Here is a 23,212-nt window from a genome sequence, read left to right on the forward strand (position 1 = left end):
TCATTTAAAAAATTGATATGAATACGCACCACACTATTGAAATCATAAAATCATCTGGACAAAGGGTTAAGTTTTCGTTAGATAAGCTAAGAACATCCTTAAAGCATAGTGGGGCGGATCATGAATTGGTAGAGGAAATCCTAAGCAAAGTTACCGAAGAACTTTATGAAGGTATTACCACCAATGAAATATATAACCGGGCATATGCATTGCTTAAACAGCACAAATCCGTATACGCTTCTAAATACAAACTTAAAAAGGCCATTTATGAACTAGGGCCAACCGGCTTTCCTTTTGAGCGTTTTGTTGGTGCCATCTTACAATATTCTGGCTATACCGTTAATATAGATGTTGTTCTAAACGGTGCATGTGTAACCCATGAAATTGATGTCGTTGCAGAAAAAAATGAAATGGCTACCGTGATCGAATGTAAATTCCATAATGAGGAAGGTCGTAACTGTAATGTAAAAGTTCCGCTATATATACATTCAAGATATAACGATGTTAAGGCCCATTGGGTAACCAATAGCAATAATAAGCCGTTGGACAAGGGCTGGGTGGTCACCAACACTAGATTTACGGAAGATGCGTTGGCCTATGGTAAATGTGCAAACCTTTATCTCTTAAGCTGGGACCACCCCACCAATGACGGACTTAAGGACAGGATCGATAGATTGAGCCTCTACCCCATTACCGTGAGTACTCTGCTCACGGACCGGGAAAAACAATTTTTATTAGGCCGCAATGTTGTTCTTTGTAGACAATTGGTACGTGATAAATTCTTTCTAGATCATTTGGGTGTTTCTATGGAGAGAAAGACCAAAATATTGAATGAAATAGATCAACTCTGTAACCCATAACACCATGAATAAAATTAAAATATCCTTCCTAGGGGCATCGGGTACCGTAACGGGTTCTAAATTTTATCTGGAAACGCCAGAAAAAAATATAATGATAGATTGTGGTATGTTTCAAGGCCTTAAGGAACTGCGCGTAAAAAATTGGGAACCTTTGCCTATTGATGTTTCCAATATTGACTATGTTCTACTTACACATGGTCATTTGGACCATACAGGATATTTGCCAAGGTTGGTTAAAGAAGGGTTCAACGGCCATATACTGGGTACGGAACCAACACTTTCCATTGCCCGGACCATTTTATTGGATAGTGCAAAAATACAAGAAGAGCAAGCAAAAAAAGCCAATGAAGAAGGATTTTCAAAGCATGCTCCAGCACTACCCTTTTATACCATAAAAGAGGCAGAAGCCACTATTTCTTTATTTTCAAGTTGCGAAAAAGATGAGTGGATCACACTTTCTGATCAGTGTAGGTTCAAATTTAAATACAACGGACATATTATTGGCGCCACTTTTATTGAGCTTGAAATTTATAAAAAAACATTTGTGTTCTCCGGTGATATTGGAAGATTGGATGATGAATTATTAAATCCTCCAGAACGTCCCCAATGGGCAGACTTTCTTTTCTTGGAAAGCACCTATGGTAATAAACTACACCCCAAGGAAGATATCACGGAAATATTAAGTCAACTCATTGTTAAAACCATACATGATCAGGGTACATTGATCATACCTTCCTTTGCCGTAGAAAGATTACAGCTGCTCATGTATATTTTATGGCAACTGTACAAAAAGAACGTTATTCCCAATATCCCTATATTCATTGACAGCCCAATGGGCAACAATGTGTTGGATGTATTTGAACAATTTCCAAATTGGCATAAACTTAGCCCCAAGGAATACCAGGCCATGTGCAATCACTTTACCATTATTACATCCTATGCGGATACATGGTCAACAATTGACGATAAAAGACCAAAAGTTGTTATAGCAGGTAGCGGTATGGTTACCGGCGGTAGGGTCCTTACTTATTTAAAACAGCTTATTGATGAACCAAGTACCAAAGTATTACTAGTAGGATTTCAAGCTGAGGGCACCAGGGGAAGACAATTGTTAGAAGGTGCTCATGAACTTAAAATTCATGGAAAGTATTACCCTGTAAAAGCAAGTATTCATCTTATAGAAAGTCTTTCTGCACACGCCGATCAGCACGGCCTACTACATTGGATAAATGCCATTAAAAATATTCCCGAAAAAGTGTTCCTTATACATGGTGAACCTACTGCATTAGACGCATTTAGGGTGAAAATTAAAGATATTAAAGGATGGGACTGCCATATTCCTAAACTGAACGAGGTTTTTGAGTTGTGGATATAGCTTTATATAAGGAACGAACAAGCTGACCAATATCATAGATGTCATTAGTTTTTTGCGCTACATTGTCGCCTTAAAGACCAATACATCATACCCATGAAAAAAGTTTTGACCCTCCTTGCCTTAGTATTTATGAGCTGCTCATCCATCAGTTTGGTGGAAAATTGGAAAAACCCAGATATTGTCCTGTTTCATGCCAATAAAGTACTATTGGTAGGTATGGCCAAAAACAATGATACCCGTACTCATTTTGAAACCGAGTTGTTAGAAGAATTTAAAAAGAGAGATGTTGAAGCTATGCGTAGTATAGATGTTTTTGACCTATCCTTAACAGATTCCAGAAAAACAGAAAAAGAACTTGACAATGTAGAACAAAGCCTTTTGGATAAGGATTTCGATGCCATTTTACTTACTAAGATCACTGGGTCAGAAGATCGTGAGAAGTTTTTAAAATCTATTAAACGATGGGATGATCACCAAGCTCGTTTTAATGATGATTACTTGGAACACCAAGGCATTTATTGGGATGATAATTATTACGAAAAATTCACCGTATACCACGCAGAAACTACATTATACTGTATTTGTGAAGGAAAGGAACGCGCTATGATATGGAGAGGTATCATAGATATTACAGACCCAAACGATATTGATAAGGCTATTGAGGATTATATTAAGTTGGTAATTACCGCAATGGAAAATCAAGATTTAATATTTATATCACAAGAAGATTGATTAAAACAACGGGCTTAAGATTCTACCTATACCTTCCTTGAGTTTTTTAACCCATGGCCTTTTTTTGTAATCTTCGTGATTCAATTCCTTACTTAGGGCACAGTCCTGAAGAAAATCTTTCTTTAGTTGTTTTGCAAAACCCATATTATACACCAGTGCATTTACTTCATAGTTCTGCTCAAAACTACGATCATCCAAATTAGCGGTTCCAATAGAAGAAACGGCATCATCACTGACCATAATCTTACTATGTAAAAATCCATCAGGAAAAAGATAAATTCGTATTCCGGCCTTTAAGAATAATTCAAAATATGATTGTACCGACCAGCTCACAATTTTGTTATCTATATTTTCCGAAACCAATAACCGCACATCCACCCCACTAATAGCTGCAGTAAGCAATGCACGTATTAATGCTTGCCCCGGTATAATGTAAGGGTTGGTAATGTACACATAGTTATTGGCCATGTTAATGATTGAAAAATAGGTTTGCTCCATTACAGGAAAATCATCGTCTGGCCCACCGGCAACAATCTGAACCAATTTTTTGGATGGTTCAAACTTAACTGGGTTTTTATCTAGAATTGTCTTTATGAGCTTAGAACTCACCAAATACCAGTCTGTCATAAACACTTGGTTCAAATGTTCTACGGATGGTCCTTCCAATTTTAAATGCATATCATGCCATTTTCCTAAACCAACTTGCCCTTTAAGATATTTATCGGAAATATTTATGCCTCCGGTAAAGGCCACTTTACTATCTACTACAATAATTTTTCTGTGGTTTCTATAGTTTAAAGAGGAAAAATAACGACCAAACTTAAATGGTAGAAAAGGATACACCTCTACTCCTATCCGCGTAAGTTCTTTTATATATTTTTTACTTAAGGAAAAACTTCCAATACCATCATATATCATTCTAACAATTACTCCATTGGTAACCTTTCTTGTAAACAATTCCAGTAGCCTTTCGGCAAGTTCGCCTTCTTCAAAAATATAATACTGTATATGAATGTACTGTTGTGCATTCTCTAACGCATTAAAAATGGTATTGAACGTAGTTTTACCGTTCTTTAATAATTGTAATGAATTATGGGGTGTTGGAGGAAAATGGGAAGCAACATAGCAATGGGTCATTAATTTGACATATTTACCTTCAAACAAATCTGTGTGGGTGGTATGTGGCTTTGGCAATGTATTGAACAAATTTTTTTTTAATCTGATCAACTTGTTCTTTCTTCTATTTCTTCCCATTAAAAGATACAAAAAGATACCTCCTACAGGAATGGCAAAAATAGCTAGAAGCCATGCTAGACTTTTAGTGGGCCTGGCCCCATGTATAAGTATGGAAATAACGATGACTAAGGTCAGAACACTATAAACTCCAATAAAGATAACAGTCCACATCCTCTTACAATTTACGCCCTAATTTTATAATGACTAACACATTACCGTATTAACGGATAGCACATACAAGATATGTCCGTATCTGCAATAGCTCAATGATAATTATCATGGACGGTACCTATAAGCCTATTATTAAAGCTGTTTCTTACCGATGCATCTTATCCAGAATCTCAATAATCTCGGTTTTCTTGCGGACAGATACCGGAACATTCTCTCCATTCTTGAGCATTAAATAGCCGCCATCTGTTTTTATGTAGGCGCTAATACATTGCAGGTTCACCAAGTGACTTTGATGCACACGAACAAAATCATGACTGCTCAATAAGTCGGCAAAGTATTTTAATGTCTTTGTTACGAATATCTTGCGTTTATCTTGAAGGTGAAAAATGGTATTATTACTATCAGATTCACATCTGATAATATCATCTAAACTGACAATGATAATTTGATCTAGCGTATGTAATGAAATCTTGTTCGGCTTTTTCTCCGGCGCTGCTATAGTTTCCTTCAAAATCTGCAAACGCTCTTTGTTGGGTTGCAACTGCTCTTTAGCTCTAGAAATGGCTAAGCTTAAATCGGCATTTGAATAGGGTTTTAATACATAGTCGATTGCTGCAAACTTAAAAGCACGTATCGCAAATTCATCACTTGCGGTTACAAATATGATTTTGGATTTTAAATCGGGAAAAATCTCTAAAATATCAAAGCCCGTACCATCACCCAACATAATATCCAAGAACAAAATATCGGGCTGATTTTTACGTAGCACCTTGGCGGCTTCCACTACACTCTGTGCCGTTGCGATAATTTCAATTTCTGGGTGTTGCGTCTCAATATCCTTTTTTAAAAGGGTCATGGCGTCAATCATATCTTCTACTATTATCGCTGTATGCATAGGTTTTTAATAATCTGTTAGTAAAGGTATTTTAAAGGTAATCTTGGTACCGCCAATGCTACCATCTTCATTTTTGATTTCACTGATCTGCAAGCTGTTTTTACCTGCAATGGATTCCAATCGTTCTTTGGTTACCGTTAATGCCATTGATTGATGGTCTGTCTTCTGTTTTTCGCTCTGCGATCTAAAAATACCTAATCCGTTATCAACAATACTACATTGCAAATGAGTTTTTGTAGTTGAAAAGGTAATCTCCAATTTACCCGGTCTATCGCCTTTTAAAATACCATGTCTAATGGCATTTTCCACAAAGGGCTGAATTAACATAGGTGGAATCAAAATCTCTTCTGCATTGGGAGTGGTTGCTACATTAACGGTATATTCAAAAGGCTTTTGCGCCATCAACTTTTCCACTTCTATGTAATGCCGTATCGCCTTTATTTCTTGGTCTAGACTTATGTGCTCTTTTCTTGAATTCTGAAGTGTTTCCCTCAACAAAATGGCAAAGCTGTTGATCGTAGCATCCATTTTCTCCGGTTTAGTACCCGCCATTGCTTTTACCCCGTTCAACACATTAAAAATAAAATGGGGATTCATTTGTAATTGCAGAGCTTTCTGCTCTAATGTCAGCAGGTAATTCTGTGTTTTTAACCGTTCTTGTTCCGCTCTATTCTTTGCCTTGATTTTACGGATATAAAAAAGCCCTATTCCCAATAACACCAATACAGCCAATGCTAAAACCGACCATTGAAACCAGTCTTTTTGGTATAGCGGACTATCAATAAAAAAACTAAATGTTATGGGTTTGCTTTCTTGCCATCTGTAATTTCTAGATTGCACTTGAAAAGTATGAGGTCCATAAGCCAGACCAGCGAAATTCTGCTTGTTCTCCTTTACCCACGGACTCCACTCCGTTTCGTCTAATTTTGTTCTGTATTCCACCTCATTTGGGTGGTCTACATCTACCGTTCTAAAGGAAAAACCTAATTGTGTCTGCTCGGGAGATAACTGTAAAACTTTGTTGCTGTTTGTCCAATCTTTTAAAACTAAAGAATCTATATTTTTATACCGCTCCTCTACTCCCGTAAAATATACTGTTGGTGGCGCCGCTGTTTTCTTGCTTTCACTGGGAATATGTTTTGTTAACCCATAAATTGCCCCAAACCACAAATTACCGTCTTCATCTTTATCTACGGCATTTAAACACGTTTCTATGCCTAAAAATCCGTCATTTCTTCCAAAATGATAAACATCTACAATTTCATTATCGGTGTTCAATTCTATTTTATCCACTCCCCTTTCAGAACCTGCCCACAGAAAGCCTTGATCATCAAATATGAGCTGATAAATGTTATTAGACGATACGTTTTTAGCTCCTTTCAATTGTTGAAAATTTACAGGATTTGTACTGTTCGCATACCAAATTCCTTTTCCTGATGTACCTAGAAAAACGTAATCTTCATGAAATAATATGCTATTAATTGCGGTTTGTTGCTCCAAACCTGTGGTAATACTTGTTACTTTATTATTTTCAATAGTACCTAAATGTCCGTTTTGTGTAGCGTACCATAATTTACCCTGTACGTCTTTTTTGAAATCTTTGATGAGCATATCCGTAATGCCATCACGGGTGGTAAATTTCTTTTTGATGACGAGACTATCCTTATCAGAATAGTAGTTGAATTTCACTATCCCTTCTGCATAGGTTGCCGCCCATACGTAATCATCTGCTGCAATAACGGTTCGTACCCAATCGGATGGAAAACCTTTACTTTCATCAATAATATGATTGGTGGTCTTTTTAACCGCAACTGTATCTATCTGTATTAAATAGGTCTCGCTTGATGAGAATACCAGACTATCTACCATTTTAGTCTCCCTAAACAACACCCCACGATTATCTGATCCTGCCCAAATATTGCCTTTTGAATCGCTGGTAATGGTTTTGATTTTAACATCAAAAAATGAACCTTCGTTAGGTATGACATGGATTCCAGCGGAATCAATTTTTGCCAAACCAGCTTCCGATGTTGAAAACCATAATCCGTCCGCAGCATTATGTACGGCATATATTCGATTTCCCCTTAAACCCGTTCGCTGATTGTAATGCTTGAAATTATTCTGAAAGTATTTATAGAAACCGCCACCAGATGTCGCAATCCAAATATTGCCATTATTGTCATTGATGACTTTTCTAATATGCGGAGTAGCCAAACCGTTAGCGGTATTCAACCTTTTTATCTCTGAAAATTTATTGGTTTCAACAATGGTAACTCCCTCATTGTCAGTGGTTATCCATAACTCATCTTCATTCTGAATTGACATGGAATTTATGCGTGATGGTTCTGGCATTAGAAACTTATCATCATTATTATTTTGATTGATGATAAATACACCATCATCAAAAGTTGCCGCAATTATCTTGTTGTTATGCGAAATGACGGACTTAAAGTTATTGACCTCAACTTTCTTTACTTTGGTGGCAGCATCGTTTAGTTCATTTAGTTTCCATAACGCCTTATTGGTCGCTAGCCAATAATAATTTCCATCAAAAAATATTGAATTGATTTCACTTTTATCTATCTCTGGATGGATGGATATTTTATTGAGTTTTTTGCGCTTAGTATAGGTATACACTCCTCTTTTGGTGCCAATATACAGCACTTGCTTCCCGGGATATATTTGAAGTATTTGGGGAGTATCAAAATTGACGAATTGATTCTTGACTTTAATGGAAAGTCCCTTCTTAGTACCCACAAAAACCGAATCATTGGAGGTGTACAAGGCGTCTATATAGTTGGAGAGTAATCCATCACTTTCATTCCATATCTCAAAGGAATTTCCATCAAAATTTGCCAATCCACCACCTTGTGTACCCAACCACAAGTAACCCATATGATTTTGTACCATATCATATACCTGAGACTGTGGCAAACCATCTGCAATGGTATATGCGCGTAGCTGACTGTTTTGCGCGAACAACTGTATTGTTCCGAAGAAACAAAAAACAGTCAACACATATTTTACAGATAACTTCAAATAATGATTTTCTTTTAAGTATTAGATTAACGCCTTTATCACTATAATATTTGATAAAGTGAAGGGTCTTCTACCGTGGCATTTTGGTACTCGTTTACATCATTGGACTGCAAAATAGGTGCCAATACGCACAGTACGGTCGTTTTTCCTTTTATTATTAACTTATTCCCTTTCACAGTACTTCTCCAACGGAATTTCTCTATCGGAATTTGTAATTTATAAATCGTTTCAGCCATTTCAGGGGATTCCGAAATCCAATCCATAATACCTTCTTTGTCTTCTAAAGTAGGTATATCGGTAACGGAATCAAAAGTAAATTCCCATTCAACCGGAATATTGAATTTAAAACTATACGCTTTTCCAAAAGAAGACTCTTGCCTAGTCTTTAAAGCGGTAAACCAATCGATTGCTACATTGGGATATTCTTGCTCAAACTCTTTAGCAAGGTATGCCGGACCTTTAGACTCTGCCGTTGGGTAGTAACCGTAGTAGGGTTTTGCCAAATAATGTTCGGCATACTTACCGCCAAATACATTAAAATAAGGAGAAGCAATTACTTGTTCTGCCGCTAAAGCATGCTTTAATTGATTTAATAAATGTTTGTTTTCCCCTAACCCGCAGGAGTGAAAAATAACCTTGGTATCGTTCATAAACTCATCACGACTAGATGCGATGCTATTGGTAGCCATCGCATGTTGTAAACTTTTTACCGTAATACGCTCGCCTTTTACTGTAGTTTTCAAAGACATACCCAGCCAGGCATTACTATGGCTTACAATGTTAATTTCCTGAAATTTTATATGCTGCTCCCCTGCTTTGTTTACATAGGCTATAATGTCGTCAATGGAATATAAACTATCTACAATTGGTATTCCTTGCTTTTCAAAATACCGTTTTGCATTGCTATAATAAGTATTATCACCTTCATCAACACCTGCAATAAAAACGATGGATTCTACTATTCGTTCTTTTTCTAACGGGTAAGCAAGAGCCGTTTCCGACTGTGGCGAAAACGGCTTCTTACTACCAAGCATTAGTACACTAACCAATACCAAAATGAAACACTTATTCATAGCTGTTCTTTAAAAATTAGTACTCACTACTGCATCATCCTTTATTTCACGAACTTCTTCCTTTTTAATCAGTTTAGAACCGTTCCACACATAAGGTGTTGTAATGAATTCTACATTATCTTGAGCCAATGCATCATTTAAGGATTTAATATTCTTTGTAATGGTCGTCTTCAATAAAATGGTACTCTTTACCCCTTGCATATCCGACGGAAAAACAAAATGCTCTGTTTTTAAGTAATTGGTATCTGCATAGTCAATTAAATCCGCCACTTTCTTGAACCTACCATTGTTCCAAAATACGTAGCTCTTACCAATTTGATAACCAGTATCCGCATCAGCTAAATCTACCGTTATCACATCTTCAACATTGAACAACCCAAGGCTACCGTGATTTTCTATATGAACCGGAGTTGCATAAAGGCTATCAAAAACTATTTTATCCAATTGTTGTCCGTTTTTAAATGCTCGTAGTTGGTATGCTGTTTCAATAACGCCAGCTTCATTTTTGGTACTACTTTCATATCCATACACAAACTTTACTTGGTTGTCTGCAATACTCCCGAAGGATTTCTGAGCAATCATTCCGCCCCATACCCAGCCAGTTTGGTCACCCGTTGTTACACGGTACCAGTGACTTTTAATACCATCTATTTCTTTAGCGTACAAGCTTTTTTCCCACAACACCATTTTGGTTCCAATATCCAGTAGCGTTACTTTTTTACTTCGTACTGATGGTTTTTCGCGAAGAAATACTTTGTGAGCCAATAAATACTCATAGGTCAGTTCTTCTGCGGGAATCTCTTTGTCCATCACTTCAAATTCAACTTGCTCTTTTTGAGCGAAAACGTTCACCATTGCAAACAAGCAAAGGAACAAGGCACTTTTCTTTACATTTTTCATGTTTTTAAATTTTAAGGGTTATTAATAATTAATTGCTGTTATAGCGTCTTCTGTATCAAAGTCATCATCGTTCCAAGCAATGCTTCTTAGCACTTTTATGTCTTTGACCGTATATGTTTCCGTGTATTGTAATGCGGCTCTTAAAATGGTTCCTTCCTTACCCAACCGTTGATTTGGAAAAATGTAATGTATGTCCGAAATAGGATCATAGCCATACTCGTTTTTTACACTTGGTAAGGCGATAAAATCATCATTGGTCACCAAATAATAGAACTCTTCCGTGCTGGCGCAGCATGTATTATAGTCAATAGAGATTTTTACAATTTCTGTAACATCCTCGAGGCCTGGCTGCTCTAAAACCGAGATGCGTATTTCATCCAATAAACCAAAGTCCGTAATGACCAATGTGGCTAAACTGTTGATGGGGTTTTCCGCAACAATAACATCCAAAGCCCAAGTATCTTCCTCTTCTTGACCAATACTTCTTTGATGGGTAACATTGTATTTATCGGTTAATTGAAATTCTTGTGCTTTAGCAAAACCAACGCTACAAATGAAAGCTAATAGGATTAATTTTTTCATGATTTTTATTTTAGTTGTTTTGTTTCTATACCTCTAAATTACCAGAGCTATCGCTTGTTTTTGATGGTCTTCTAGTATTCGTAGCACCTCATCTAGAATTCGTTGAACAGTGCGTATGTAATCAGTTATATCTAGTTTTCACTAGGACTTTTATAATAAAAACAGACCTCGGAAAAATTATAGATTAGATAATATAGAAAGGCACGAAACAATCGCTACCAACTAGATACGGATTGCTTCGTGCCTTGAAAACCAGCCTGCCAATAGGCAGGGACGTTTTAAAAAACTGCTTACTGAAAACTGATACTGCCTACTTTATTAGTGTTAATGTCATTTCCTTTTTAACGGATTTTAAATTGATTTCTTCAAATTCTAATTGCATACTTTCATCCACAGTCCAGCTACCATTTTCTAGTTTTTCTACACGAACCACTTTTCCATCCGCATTGAATTTTATGCGCAAACTTTCATACTTTTTTAAGTACTCGGTTATTAGTTTGGTATACATCACTTTGAACTCCATCGTCAATTGTCTTTTTACATTCTTCTCTATTTCATTATCAAAATCTATGGTAAACGTGCGTTTGAATTTGCTACTCTCTTTTACCTCTGCTTCTGCTCCTACGGCTGAATTATTTACATTCTTTGGCATTGGCAAGGGCTGCTTCACGTTCTTAAACGTACCGTCTCTATTGACAATGGCTTCATCAACGGCTACAAATGAGGTGTAATTGGTAAGCAAGTTGTATTTGAGTCCTAGTGCAACCACCTCAGCTTTCACATCTTCATTAAATAACTTCTTGTAATCGTCTAACTCCGCTATTTTCTTTCTAGCCCACAAGTAGCCCAATGCCCTGTTCGTTTTGCTGACACTACCATCGGAAACATTGTAAACCTCTCTAAAACGTTTCTTACCCTGGTAACCGGTTATGATAATTTTCCCCTCTGCCTTGCCCCTATATTTTCCATGTACTACAACCGGTCTTGCCGCGAAAACATCAGGTATACTCTTTTGGGCAAGGTCGTACATATCAAAGCCTTTCGATTCAATCTTCACTCGTGTCAATAATGGAGTTGCTATATAATTTGCAAAGTCTTTAGCGACTTCTACAGCTTCTTCAGACGTTGTGGCAATGAACGATTCGCTGTTGGAAACCTTTGCCATACCTTCTATTAAATACCTGTTGACACTAGAACCAATGCCGAAGGTGAAGACACTGGCTTGGTCGAGATTGTTACCTATAAGTTCAAAGGCTTCTTTTTCAACACTAACATAACCATCGGTAATGACCACCATAGACCTTGCTACATTCATGTCTTTTCTAGGTAACTTATATGCTGTTTTTAGGGCGCTTAACAATTGTGTTCCTCCTCCACCTTGACCTTCGGACAAGAACATTATGGCGGCTTCAATATTCTGTTCGTTAATTTCTACAGGCACAGCGCTAAACATAGTAGAACTCGATGCAAATAACTGCACATTAAATGTATCGGTCATTCGCAATCCGCATAGAAGATTACGCATCAATGTTCTGGACACCTCTAATGGGTACCCGTTCATAGAGCCCGATACATCTACGATGAACAAATACTCCCGTCCCGGAATATCATCTAACACCACATTACTTTTGGGTTCCATCTGAAATGCAAAGAAATTTTCATCATCACCCTCGTACATTAAAAGTCCCGTCTGTATTTGATTTCCCCTTAAATTGTAGTTTAGAATAAAATCTCTGTTTGACGGATTTTTATTTTCTTCGGATAGTACAATCTCTGCTGTTTTCACATCAGGATATTCAACTTCTATGTGGTGTGATGCACTAGTGACATTCTGAATAATCATTCCCGCATTCAACCTCACCGAAATATCATAATTAAACGTATCTGCTATTCCTTTAGCGGTATACGGCATATTGAAACTTTCTTCGTTATCCGTATTTTCACCTGTAAATCTGGGTCCCACAACCGCTGGTGCTACAAACTGATATTCGCCATTTACAGGCACCAGAATTTCAGTATAATAGATGTCCAACGTAATTTCATCGCCGGGCATAATATTACCAACATTCATTTGAAACACATTGGGTCTGTCCTGGTCCAATTTAGCAGCACGTTTGCCTTCTTCCAATGCGGAATCATACACCTTTTGAGCCTCTTGCTTTTCAAATATTTTAGCAATAACAAGTCGCTCATCAATAATCATATGCATTTTATGAACCGCTGCTTGTGTAGAAAGCGGAAACACATATTTGGCTTCAATGGCCTCTACACCTCTATTTTGATAGACTTGTGTAACCCGCACATGGGCAATGCTACCAGCTATGTTGACTTCTGTAATTGAAGATTTTAAAGGTACATTGGCATTCTCGGTAGCGACTAGTAAATACGGACTATCGGCATCTTGAGAAAAACCTATAAAACAGGTAATGCAAAGTAAAAAGGTGTAAAGTGGTTTCATGATCGTAGTTTTAGATTATTACTATTTAAAGTCAAATCTAAAGGGGTACGAACGGTAATTTTGGGTGCTTTTAGAATTCGTTGGGTATTATCTAGAATTCGTTAAAGGATGTTATTTTGGATATAAAATTTTAGTATTTGGCGTTGTATAACACCTGGCATAATCAGGTTTAAAACGAAGGACTTTTACCATTCATGAAACGGGTTGAACATGAAATAAAAAATGCTTCAGTATTTTTGATAAGGTAACGTTGTTGCTTACAACTTAAAAATCAGTTCCATGGGCACCCACTTCTGCCCGGGTTCTGCAGAAGGTATGGCTTGTTGGTAGTTCCACATTAACTTTTCCCACTCTTGTACCTTGGGGTTTTCTGCATCATTTTTTGCTTTTATCTCGGCATTATAATCTTCATTGACCTCCATAATCATATATAGCCTGTTGGAATGCAAGTAAATTTCCATATCTACAATCCCGGCATTTTTAATGCTTTCAATGATTTCTGGCCATACCTTTTTATGATAGGCTTTATATTCCTCAATTAATTTGGAATCTTGCTTAAGATCACAAATAAAACAGTGTCTACTTGTTTTCAAGACCTCATAGTTTTAGGAGACAATTTAAACACATAATGACCATAGCCTGCGACCACCAAAAAACAAATAAGTGGTAAAATGAACGAGAAGTTGACTTCGGGTACCCCTAAAATTTCCAAATCTGTATAACCTACACCACCCATATCAAGTATTACACCTTGTAAGGTGGGCATTAACGCACCACCTACAATAGCCATAACCAAGAATGCAGCTCCAAATTTTGCATCTTCTCCCTGACCTTCAAGGGCAATACCGTAAATAGTTGGAAACATGATGGACATAAAAAAAGATACCATAACCAAAGCGAAAAGCCCCACCATACCCGGCACGAAAATAGTGACCAACGTACATAAACAAGCGCCTATGGCAAAAAGTCGCAATAATTTTCCAGAATCTATATATTTTAATAACAATGTTCCCGTTGCCCTACCTACCAAAAACAATATTAAAGCGGCAATACCAAAATTTACCGCGGTGGCATTATCCATGCCAAAAGACTCAGCGTATTGGTATAAGTAGGTCCAACACATTATCTGGGCTCCAACATAAAAAGCCTGTGCAACTACCCCACCTACAAATTTATTCGATTTAAAAAGGCGTTTTATTGATTTACCAACGGCCACTTTATTCTCCTGCTCCTTGTTTTGGGGCATCTTAAGTATGGCGATAACTACCAAAAAAATCAATACGACCAAGCCTAGCAACACATAGGGATCACGTATAACGGCCAAATCTGATGTACGCACTACCGCTTTAGCGCTATCGGATAAAGTGGTATATGCTGAGGAACCGTCTGGCAAAGTATCATCTGACCGTAAGGACGAAAGAATAAATTTTTGCGCCACCAATAGACCTAATAGGGCTCCAACAGGATTAAAGGCCTGCGCCAAATTTAGACGTTGTGTAGCGGTGTCCTCTGACCCCATGGATAATATATAAGGATTAGCCGTAGTTTCCAAGAAGGCAAGACCAAAGGTTAAAATATATAAGGCCGCCAAGAAAAAATTAAACTCTTCATAAGCCGCTGCGGGATAAAACAACATTGCGCCGGTAGCGTATAGCGCAAGCCCCAATATAATTCCCTTTTTGTATGAGAACCTGTTCACAAAAATAGCGGCCGGTAAAGCCATGGTAAAATATCCTCCGTAAAAAGCAAACTGTACCAATGAGGCCTGAAAATTATCAAGCTCCAAAACTTTTTTAAATGCCGATACCATAGGGTTGGTGATATCGTTGGCAAATCCCCATAATGCAAACAAAGAGGTAATCAATACAAAAGGAACGATAACTTTTTTTGAAACGATAGGTGTTTTTTGTCGCTGATGCATTGGCTGTTAAAATTATGATTTATCTAAATGTGTGTATCCCCCGTCCACAAAAACTAATTGTCCTGTAGTATGACTTGATCGTGAAGAAAGTAAAAATAATACCATATCGGCTATTTCCTTTTCTGTGGTCATTCTTTTTTCCAAGGGAATTTTATTGGTGATCGTTGCTAATTTTTCCTCAGGATTATTGAATGTATTGATCCACCGTTCGTATAGCGGTGTATAACATTCTGCCACTATAACCGCATTTACGCGAATGGCATAGGGCAATAATTCTACCGCCCATTCCCTGGTAAGTGCATTGCGCCCACCGTTTGCCGCTGCATAACCAGAAGTACCACCCTGCCCCATAACCGAGGTCTTTGAACCTATATTAACAATGGATCCCTTATGCTGTTTTAATTGGGGCAATACCAATTGGGCCATTTGATAGTAATGCGTTAAGTTTTTATGTATAGATTCCGTAAACTGGGCTACAGAACCATTTTCCAATCCTACCGAGTCATTTACCCCTGCATTATTTACAAGTCCGTCTATCTTCCCAAACTCATCAATTGCTTTCTCTACAGCTTGTTGGCAAGCATTACCGTCCATTAGCTCGGCATATGCCTTACCAACCCGATACCCCATGCCTTCAATTTCCGCAACGGTTGTATCTACCGTTTGCTTATTTCTCCCTATTATAACCGGAATTGCACCTTCTTCTGCCAAACCTATACTTATACCCTTACCAATACCTGCAGATCCACCGGTAACCAACACCACCTTATCCTTTAAATATAAATCCATTTTAATGTTAGAAGTTTTTAACTTGTTTTGCCTAAGGTATAAGAATTTTGCAATTTAAGAGTGTATGGAATAAAAATCGCAAGCCGTACCGCCTAAAACCATAGCTCTTTCCTTAGCACTTAACTGCTTTAAATAGTTGTCTACTAACAGTTTGACATTTTGGTAATTAGAAGCTAATAGACATACGGGCCAATCTGAGCCAAACATGATTTTGTTTGCCCCAAATACTCCAAAAACAACATCAATAAACGGAACTATATCCTTTTCTGTCCAATTTGCCCAATCTGCCTCTGTGACCATACCGGACAATTTTACACATACATTGGGGAACATACCCAATTTTTGCATTGCGTTAGACCAGTTGATTAATTCTCCTTCTTTAATTGCCGGTTTTCCAATATGGTCCAGTACAAATTTGTTGGACGGAAATTCTCGCACCAGCTCAAGGACGTGGGACAATTGATGATGGTATACTAAAATATCATACGTTAAATTAAGCTTAGCCAATTGGGCCAAGCCATTTCTGAAATTAGCATCATAGAAAAAGGCATCGCCCTCATCTTGTAATATCCATCTTACCCCTTTAAAATACTTATTTTTGGCATATTTGCTTAAACGTTCACCCACATTTTCATCGCAAAGATTTACCCAACCTACTACTCCTTTTATGCAGTCATACTGATTGGCCAGATGCAGCAAGAATTCAGTTTCCTCTTCAGTTTGTGCGGTCTGAACGGCAATACAACCGTCTACCCCATTTGCTTTTAAAATGGGTTCCAGGTCGTGTGGTAAAAAATCGGTTTGGATGACGGACATATCATCAGAAATCCATTCGTGATGTTCTGGATGGTAAATCCAAAAATGTTGATGACTGTCTACAACCATTATCCCTTATAATCTATTACCTGTTGTTTAGAGATTCCCAAGCCTTCTATGCCCAATTCCATAACATCACCATCTTTAAGATATACAGGTGGGTTAAGTCCTAAACCAACACCAAACGGTGTACCGGTGGAAATTACATCTCCAGGCAGCAGGGTCATAAACTGACTGATATAACTAACCACTTCCTGAACATTGAACACAAAATCCGATGTTGAACTGTTCTGCATCATTTTACCGTTCAGTTTCAACCATAGATTTAAATTATTAGGATTTTCTATTTCTTCCTTAGTGGCCACAAATGGGCCTAAAGGTGCAAAGGTATCGCAACTTTTACCCTTTACCCATTGTCCCTCACGCTCTAATTGGAAGGCTCTTTCACTGATATCATTATGCAACACATAACCCGCTATATGATCCATAGCATTTTCTTCAGATACATATGATGCTTTTTTACCAATAACAATGGCAAGTTCTACTTCCCAATCAGATTTTGTACTGTTCCTTGGTAATACCACGGTATCATTTGGACCAACAATAGAAGAAGTTGCCTTAAAGAACAGCACAGGTTCCTTTGGTATGGCCATACCACTTTCCGCGGCATGCTTTGCATAGTTTAACCCTACACAAACGATTTTGGAAGGTCTGCAGATCGGAGAGCCCAAACGTACGGAACTAGCTACCCTCTCACATGCATCCTTATGCTTTTCTAGCCACTTAGCAAGTCTTTCCACACCATTGTTTCCAAAAAAATCTTCGGTATAATCTTCCCCAAAAGATGAAACATCTATACGGTCACCGTTTGCTAATTGTATACCTGGTTTTTCTGAACCTACCTCTCCAAATCTTATCAATTTCATATATACTAATCTTCAAATATTATTAACTACATTAATTTGTCACCCGTTTAATTTAATAAAGCCACCGTCTATTGGGAAATCTGTTCCCGTGACAAAAGAAGCCTCATCAGAACACAAATACAAGGCTAAATTAGCAACTTCTTCGGGTAAACCCATACGACCAATGGGCTGTGTTTTAGATAATTTTTCAAACATTTCTTTTTCCTCGCCAGGATAATTATTTTTTATGAATCCGTCTACGAACGGGGTATGTACCCTAGCCGGGGAAATACAATTACAGCGGATACCATGCTGTACATAATCCTTAGCAATGGAATAGGTCATGGTAAGTACCGCTCCTTTTGACATGGAGTAGGCAAACCTGTCCGAAACCGCTACCGTAGAAGCTATCGAGGCCATATTTATGATTACCCCTCCTTTATCCTTCATAAAAGGTACCACACTATATAAGCAGTTGTACACGCCTTTTACATTAACATCGTAAATTCTGTCAAAATCGGCTTCACTGGTCTGTTCCACATTACCCACATGGGCAATTCCCGCATTATTGACCAAGATATCCAATGTATGTTCTTTGGCTATAGTTCTTACTACTTCCTGCACATTCTTTTGATCGGCCACATTACATTGATAGACGGTAGATACTCCACCATCCTTCAAAATTTCCTCTTGGGTCTGCTCGGCATTGGGCATGCTCATTTCCAAAATTATTACATGCGCCCCTTGGGCAGCCAAGGTTTTTGAAATTGCCTTTCCAATTCCACTACCGCCACCAGTTACGATTGCCGTTTTATGCTCTAAACTAAACTTCATACATTATATTTTATGCCTCGGAAACCCAATAGGTACCATTGGGAAAACAATAGGTATCTATAGAATCCGACTTCATAGTTATACTATAACCTGGTTGGTCCGGTGCCATGTAAGCTCCGTTCTTTATAATTACTGGATCAACAAAATGTTCATGTAAATGATCTACATATTCTATGACCCTATCTTGCATAGTGCCACTAAAGGCAATAAAATCTATCATTGACAAATGTTGCACATATTCGCACAATCCTACACCTCCAGCATGTGGACATACCGGTATCTCAAATTTTGCCGCCATTAATAAAATGGACAATATTTCATTGACACCACCTACCCTACAACTATCTATTTGACAAATATCCATTGCTCCGGACTGCATTAATTGCTTAAATATAACCCGATTTTGACAATGTTCACCTGTAGCCACTTTTATGGGTGCAACGGCTTTGGCAATTTTAGCGTGGCCAAGAATATCATCTGGACTAGTAGGTTCTTCTATCCAATACGGGTTGAACTTTTTTAAATGCTCCATATTATCTATGGCCTCATCTACATCCCATTTTTGATTGGCATCCATCATCAATTGTAAACCTTCACCTATTTCTTCCCTTATGATACCTGCCCTACGCATATCATCATTAAGGTCTGAACCTACTTTCATTTTCATGTGCTTAAAGCCTTGTAACTTAGCTTCTTTACATAAGTTCCGCATCTTATCGTCAGAATACCCCAACCAACCAGCAGAAGTGGTATATGCAGGGTAGCCTTCTTCCAAAAGATACGCTATACGTTCTTTTTTTGTGGACGCTTTATCGGTAAGAAGTTTTAAGGCCTCATCTGGTGTAACTACATCTGTAATGTAGGTAAAATCTATACATTTAACCAGTTCTTGAGGCGTCATCTCCGCCAGTAACCTCCATAATGGTTTTTTCTCGGATTTTGCGTACAGGTCCCATACTGCGTTCACCACAGCTGCAGTTGCCAAATGAATTACACCTTTTTCCGGACCTAACCAACGTAGTTGACTATCGCCCGTAATCATTTTATAAAAAGCACCCATATCTTGGGTAAACACTTTCAACGACTTACCTTTTACCAAATAAGATAGCGCTTCTATAGCCTTGGCACATATCTCATTACCCCTACCAATGGTAAAAGTTAAACCATGACCTTCCAAAAGGGGATCATTTGTTTTTAGGATGACGTACGCCGCAGAATAATCTGGATCTGGATTCATTGCGTCTGACCCATCAAGCGCCTTACTAGTGGGAAAGCGGATGTCTTTTATTAAAACATCCTCTATTAAAATTTCATTGTTCATTAACTATACATTAAAGTTTGAAAGTTAAATTGAATTGAAATCCACTACAAATGAATTAGCCACTAATACCTATACTTTTTTTGCATCACCTTATGCTAAGAAATTTCTATTTATACTTTGAAATAAACTCGGTTGGCGTAATGCCCTTTATAATTTTAAACTGCCTATTAAAATTGGAAATATTGTTAAACCCAGATAAAAATGCAATACCCGTAATACTCTCCTCATCATTCAACATTAACTTACAGGCATAACCAATACGCATTTCGTTCAAATATTTGGTGAACGATTTTTGATGTACTTTTTTAAAGTATCTACTAAAGGCAGATTTGTTCATCCCTATCTTGTCAGCTACATCCCCAGCACTTATTTGAGAATTAAAGTTCTCATATATAAATTCATATATCTGATCCAATCTTTTGTTCTCCGTCCTACGAAAAGAATCTAAAAACCCAAGACTTGAAAGTAAATCATAATCCTCATGATCGGATAGCAGCGCAAGAATATCCAATAATCTTATTATTTGATCAATAGGCCTTAAGTCATTTAAAACCTTAATCTTATGGATTATTTCTTCATCAACATTATTAAATTTTATACCCAACTCTGCCCGATCCAAAAGCTGTGAAATTTTATTCATTTCAGGAACATCCAAAAAACCGTCCCCTAAAAAATCTTTCAAGAAATGCACGGAAATAGCCTCGGCCGTCAATCCACTTTCCTCTTCAAAATAGGCATCGTCATTTAACCACATATGCGGAATATTCTTCCCGATTAATACTAAATCCCCACTCGTAAATCTTTCAATATTATCCCCTATGAAACGGGTACCAGAACTTCTAATAACATGGACCAATTCTATTTCTGGATGGTAATGCCAAACCCTTAAAAAATTACTTTTAATTTCCCGGTTTATGGTCAAAGACCTATTTAACTCACTTGTTCTATTTAGCAGATGTAATTTCACGTATGCAATTGGTTTTTAAAAGTACATGAATTTACGAATTGTATAAATAGTATTAATGTTGAATTTGATTTTTAAACAAAGAATAATGATTTTCTTAATTTTTACACCATTCTCTCTCGATTATAAAAGATAATTGTTCATGATTAATTTGATTCACAAGAGTATATCACCAACTAATTTCTAGAATAAATACGGTATTTTTACTTTTATATCCAATGCGTTTAAAATGACCCGTTCCCAAACCCAAAAAACTACTTTTGCTACCGCACTCGCCATACTTTTTGCATGTGTGATCGCAATGGGCCAAGAACCCAACATTCAGGAATCTCACCCCTTTACCAATGGGTTAATTCATGAATCCAGTAAGTACTTATTGGAACATGCCCATAACCCTGTAAATTGGCAACCTTGGAGCGACACTATTATTAAAGAAGCGGAACAACTTAACAAATTGATTATTGTAAGCGTGGGTTATTCCTCTTGCCATTGGTGCCATGTTATGGCAAAGGAAACTTTTGAAGATGAAGAGGCTGCCCAGTTAATGAACACCAATTTTATAAATATAAAGGTGGACAGGGAAGAACGACCAGACATTGATCAATTGTATATGACCGCAGTGCAATTAATTAAAGGTCAAGGAGGCTGGCCCTTAAACGTAATTTTACTTCCTAATGGAAAACCTTTATACGGCGGCACTTACCATACCAAGGAACAATGGATGGGCATACTGAGGAAAATTGCCGATTTATATTCCAATACCCCAGAAAAACTATACGAATTTGGTAATAAAATTACAGATGGCATAGCATCACTAAACCTAACTGTTGCGGACAACACTACTAATTTTGCCACTAAGGACCAATTGGTTGAAAGCGTTAATGAGTGGCAAAATTCATGGGACACGATTTGGGGCGGAACAAAAGCTCCTGAAAAATTCATGCTTCCGGAAAATTTGACCTTTTTATTGGATTACGGTATTCTTTTTAAAAACGATGCTGCACTGAAACAGGTGGAAACCACTTTGGACAGATTATTATTAGGCGGAATTAATGACCATATAGAAGGTGGATTTTACCGATATAGCACGGACCCCTATTGGAAATTGCCTCATTTTGAAAAAATGCTCTATGACAACGCGCAACTTGTAAGCCTATACGCAAAGGCGTATAGCGTATTTAAAAAAGACTCCTATAAAGAAGTCGTTGTAACCACCCTTGCATTCCTAGAATCTAAAATGAAAAACTCCGCTGGAGGATTTTTTGCAACTATAGATGCCGATAGTGACGGCAAAGAAGGAGCCTATTATCTATGGAGCGAAGCAGAACTTAGCAAGGTCATTACCACAAGGTACGACCTATTTGCCAAATACTTTAATATTGATATACAGGATGAGATTGAAGGCGGCAACTATGTGTTGCATAACTCCATGAACAAGGAAGAGTTTGCAAAAACCCATCATCTTAACCTAAACGATTTTATTAAATTACGCAACCAATGGATCAGCACGCTAAAGACCCATAGAAAATTACGTATTGCACCACATATCGATAAAAAAATTATTGCTTCCTGGAACGCCTTAATGATTACCGGTTATATTGATGCATACCGTTCCCTTGGTTCAAAAAATTACTTGGAAGAAGCCCAAAAAACCATGGACTTCATTAAAACAAAAATGTATTTAAAAGGTTCACTTAGCCATTCAATGGTGAACGATCAACTGAATACAAATGGCTTTATAGAGGATTATGCATTTTTAATCAATGCGTCACTGAATTTATATTCCGTTAGCCTTGACCAAAGTGACCTTAATTTTGCCCAAGAATTGTTAGCGCACGCCAACACTTTGTTTTATGATGAAGTAAGTTCTCTATATCGCTATACTTCCCACAGTAAACATATTGCAAAAATCATTAAAACGGATGATGGGGTTATGTCTTCCCCAAATTCAGTAATGGCCCTAAATTTGTTAAGATTGGGCCATTTATTATACCGTAAAGATTATATGGAAAAGAGTGATTCAATGCTGAAAACCGTACAGCCCCAATTACTTTCCCAATTAAACAGTTATAGTGTATGGGGCTCTTTATTATTAAAAAAAACACATCCTTATTATGAAGTAGCCATTGTAGGCAACGATGCCAAAAAGCTATTGCAAGACTTAACGGCCCATTATACGCCAAATACATTAATTATAGGAACGCCCAATAAGAGTAACCTACCCTTGTTTGAAGGTAGATTTGTCAACAACGAAACTTATATATACGTCTGCCAGAACAGTACATGTAAATTACCCGTTGCTACCGTAAAAGAAGCGTTATTACAAATGGAATAACTGAAA

The 23,212-nt window shown here is 37.5% G+C and carries 19 protein-coding genes; 4 read left to right on the top strand and 15 right to left on the bottom strand.

Features of this window, described 5'->3' with window-relative positions; translation table 11 throughout:
• Positions 1-17 precede the first annotated feature (17 nt).
• From ABVM52_RS01225 to ABVM52_RS01235, 3 genes are all read left to right on the top strand, one after another.
• Entirely contained in the window at positions 18-860 is an 843-nt protein-coding gene (locus ABVM52_RS01225; protein ID WP_405382910.1) for an ATP cone domain-containing protein, read from the top strand.
• Positions 861-864: 4 nt separating this feature from the next.
• Complete coding sequence (locus ABVM52_RS01230) at positions 865-2,235, top strand: MBL fold metallo-hydrolase RNA specificity domain-containing protein (RefSeq protein ID WP_405382912.1); 1,371 nt, start codon at positions 865-867, stop codon at positions 2,233-2,235.
• A gap of 93 nt (positions 2,236-2,328) precedes the next feature.
• Positions 2,329-2,967: a hypothetical protein gene (locus ABVM52_RS01235; RefSeq protein ID WP_405382914.1), complete on the top strand. Its 639-nt coding sequence runs from the start codon at positions 2,329-2,331 to the stop codon at positions 2,965-2,967.
• Here ABVM52_RS01235 and cls read toward each other — a convergent pair whose 3' ends face one another.
• The 15 genes from cls to ABVM52_RS01310 all read right to left on the bottom strand — a co-directional run bounded on the left by cls (position 2,968) and on the right by ABVM52_RS01310 (position 20,874).
• On the bottom strand, positions 2,968-4,374 hold the full coding sequence (cls, locus tag ABVM52_RS01240) for a cardiolipin synthase (protein ID WP_405382916.1): 1,407 nt from the start codon (positions 4,372-4,374) through the stop codon (positions 2,968-2,970).
• Between the two features lie 145 nt (positions 4,375-4,519).
• On the bottom strand, positions 4,520-5,269 hold the full coding sequence (locus ABVM52_RS01245) for a LytR/AlgR family response regulator transcription factor (RefSeq protein WP_405382918.1): 750 nt from the start codon (positions 5,267-5,269) through the stop codon (positions 4,520-4,522).
• A gap of 6 nt (positions 5,270-5,275) precedes the next feature.
• Positions 5,276-8,308, bottom strand: coding sequence for a histidine kinase (locus tag ABVM52_RS01250; protein WP_405382920.1), 3,033 nt, complete (start codon positions 8,306-8,308; stop codon positions 5,276-5,278).
• Positions 8,309-8,349: 41 nt separating this feature from the next.
• On the bottom strand, positions 8,350-9,381 hold the full coding sequence (locus ABVM52_RS01255) for a hypothetical protein (protein ID WP_405382922.1): 1,032 nt from the start codon (positions 9,379-9,381) through the stop codon (positions 8,350-8,352).
• A 9-nt stretch (positions 9,382-9,390) separates the two neighbouring features.
• The gene (locus ABVM52_RS01260) at positions 9,391-10,281 is read right to left on the bottom strand and encodes an SH3 domain-containing protein (protein ID WP_405382924.1); all 891 of its coding nucleotides are present in this window, start codon (positions 10,279-10,281) and stop codon (positions 9,391-9,393) included.
• 21 nt (positions 10,282-10,302) lie between these two features.
• The gene (locus ABVM52_RS01265) at positions 10,303-10,863 is read right to left on the bottom strand and encodes a hypothetical protein (protein WP_405382926.1); all 561 of its coding nucleotides are present in this window, start codon (positions 10,861-10,863) and stop codon (positions 10,303-10,305) included.
• A 310-nt stretch (positions 10,864-11,173) separates the two neighbouring features.
• Entirely contained in the window at positions 11,174-13,321 is a 2,148-nt protein-coding gene (locus ABVM52_RS01270) for a VIT and vWA domain-containing protein (protein ID WP_405382928.1), read from the bottom strand.
• Between the two features lie 257 nt (positions 13,322-13,578).
• Positions 13,579-13,914, bottom strand: coding sequence for an L-rhamnose mutarotase (locus tag ABVM52_RS01275; protein WP_405382930.1), 336 nt, complete (start codon positions 13,912-13,914; stop codon positions 13,579-13,581).
• Entirely contained in the window at positions 13,911-15,242 is a 1,332-nt protein-coding gene (gene fucP, locus ABVM52_RS01280) for an L-fucose:H+ symporter permease (protein WP_405382932.1), read from the bottom strand. Before fucP ends, ABVM52_RS01275 begins: the two co-directional genes overlap by 4 nt.
• Positions 15,243-15,254: 12 nt before the next feature.
• A complete protein-coding gene (locus ABVM52_RS01285; protein ID WP_405382934.1) occupies positions 15,255-16,031 on the bottom strand; it encodes an SDR family oxidoreductase in 777 nt (258 codons plus the stop codon).
• 54 nt (positions 16,032-16,085) lie between these two features.
• Entirely contained in the window at positions 16,086-16,916 is an 831-nt protein-coding gene (locus ABVM52_RS01290; RefSeq protein WP_405382936.1) for an amidohydrolase family protein, read from the bottom strand.
• Positions 16,916-17,773 (bottom strand): fumarylacetoacetate hydrolase family protein, encoded by an 858-nt coding sequence (locus tag ABVM52_RS01295; protein ID WP_405382938.1) that lies wholly within the window; start codon positions 17,771-17,773, stop codon positions 16,916-16,918. The genes ABVM52_RS01290 and ABVM52_RS01295 overlap by 1 nt, the downstream gene beginning before the upstream one ends.
• 39 nt (positions 17,774-17,812) lie before the next feature.
• Complete coding sequence (locus ABVM52_RS01300) at positions 17,813-18,586, bottom strand: SDR family NAD(P)-dependent oxidoreductase (RefSeq protein WP_405382939.1); 774 nt, start codon at positions 18,584-18,586, stop codon at positions 17,813-17,815.
• A 10-nt stretch (positions 18,587-18,596) separates the two neighbouring features.
• Complete coding sequence (locus ABVM52_RS01305; RefSeq protein ID WP_405382941.1) at positions 18,597-19,907, bottom strand: L-fuconate dehydratase; 1,311 nt, start codon at positions 19,905-19,907, stop codon at positions 18,597-18,599.
• Between the two features lie 106 nt (positions 19,908-20,013).
• On the bottom strand, positions 20,014-20,874 hold the full coding sequence (locus tag ABVM52_RS01310) for an AraC family transcriptional regulator (RefSeq protein ID WP_405382943.1): 861 nt from the start codon (positions 20,872-20,874) through the stop codon (positions 20,014-20,016).
• A 226-nt stretch (positions 20,875-21,100) separates the two neighbouring features.
• On the opposite strand from ABVM52_RS01310, the gene ABVM52_RS01315 reads away from it, so the two are divergent.
• The gene (locus tag ABVM52_RS01315) at positions 21,101-23,206 is read left to right on the top strand and encodes a thioredoxin domain-containing protein (RefSeq protein WP_405382945.1); all 2,106 of its coding nucleotides are present in this window, start codon (positions 21,101-21,103) and stop codon (positions 23,204-23,206) included.
• Positions 23,207-23,212: the final 6 nt, after the last annotated feature.

The sequence above is a fragment of the Maribacter sp. LLG6340-A2 genome (assembly GCF_045057105.1).
Lineage (GTDB): Bacteria > Bacteroidota > Bacteroidia > Flavobacteriales > Flavobacteriaceae > Maribacter.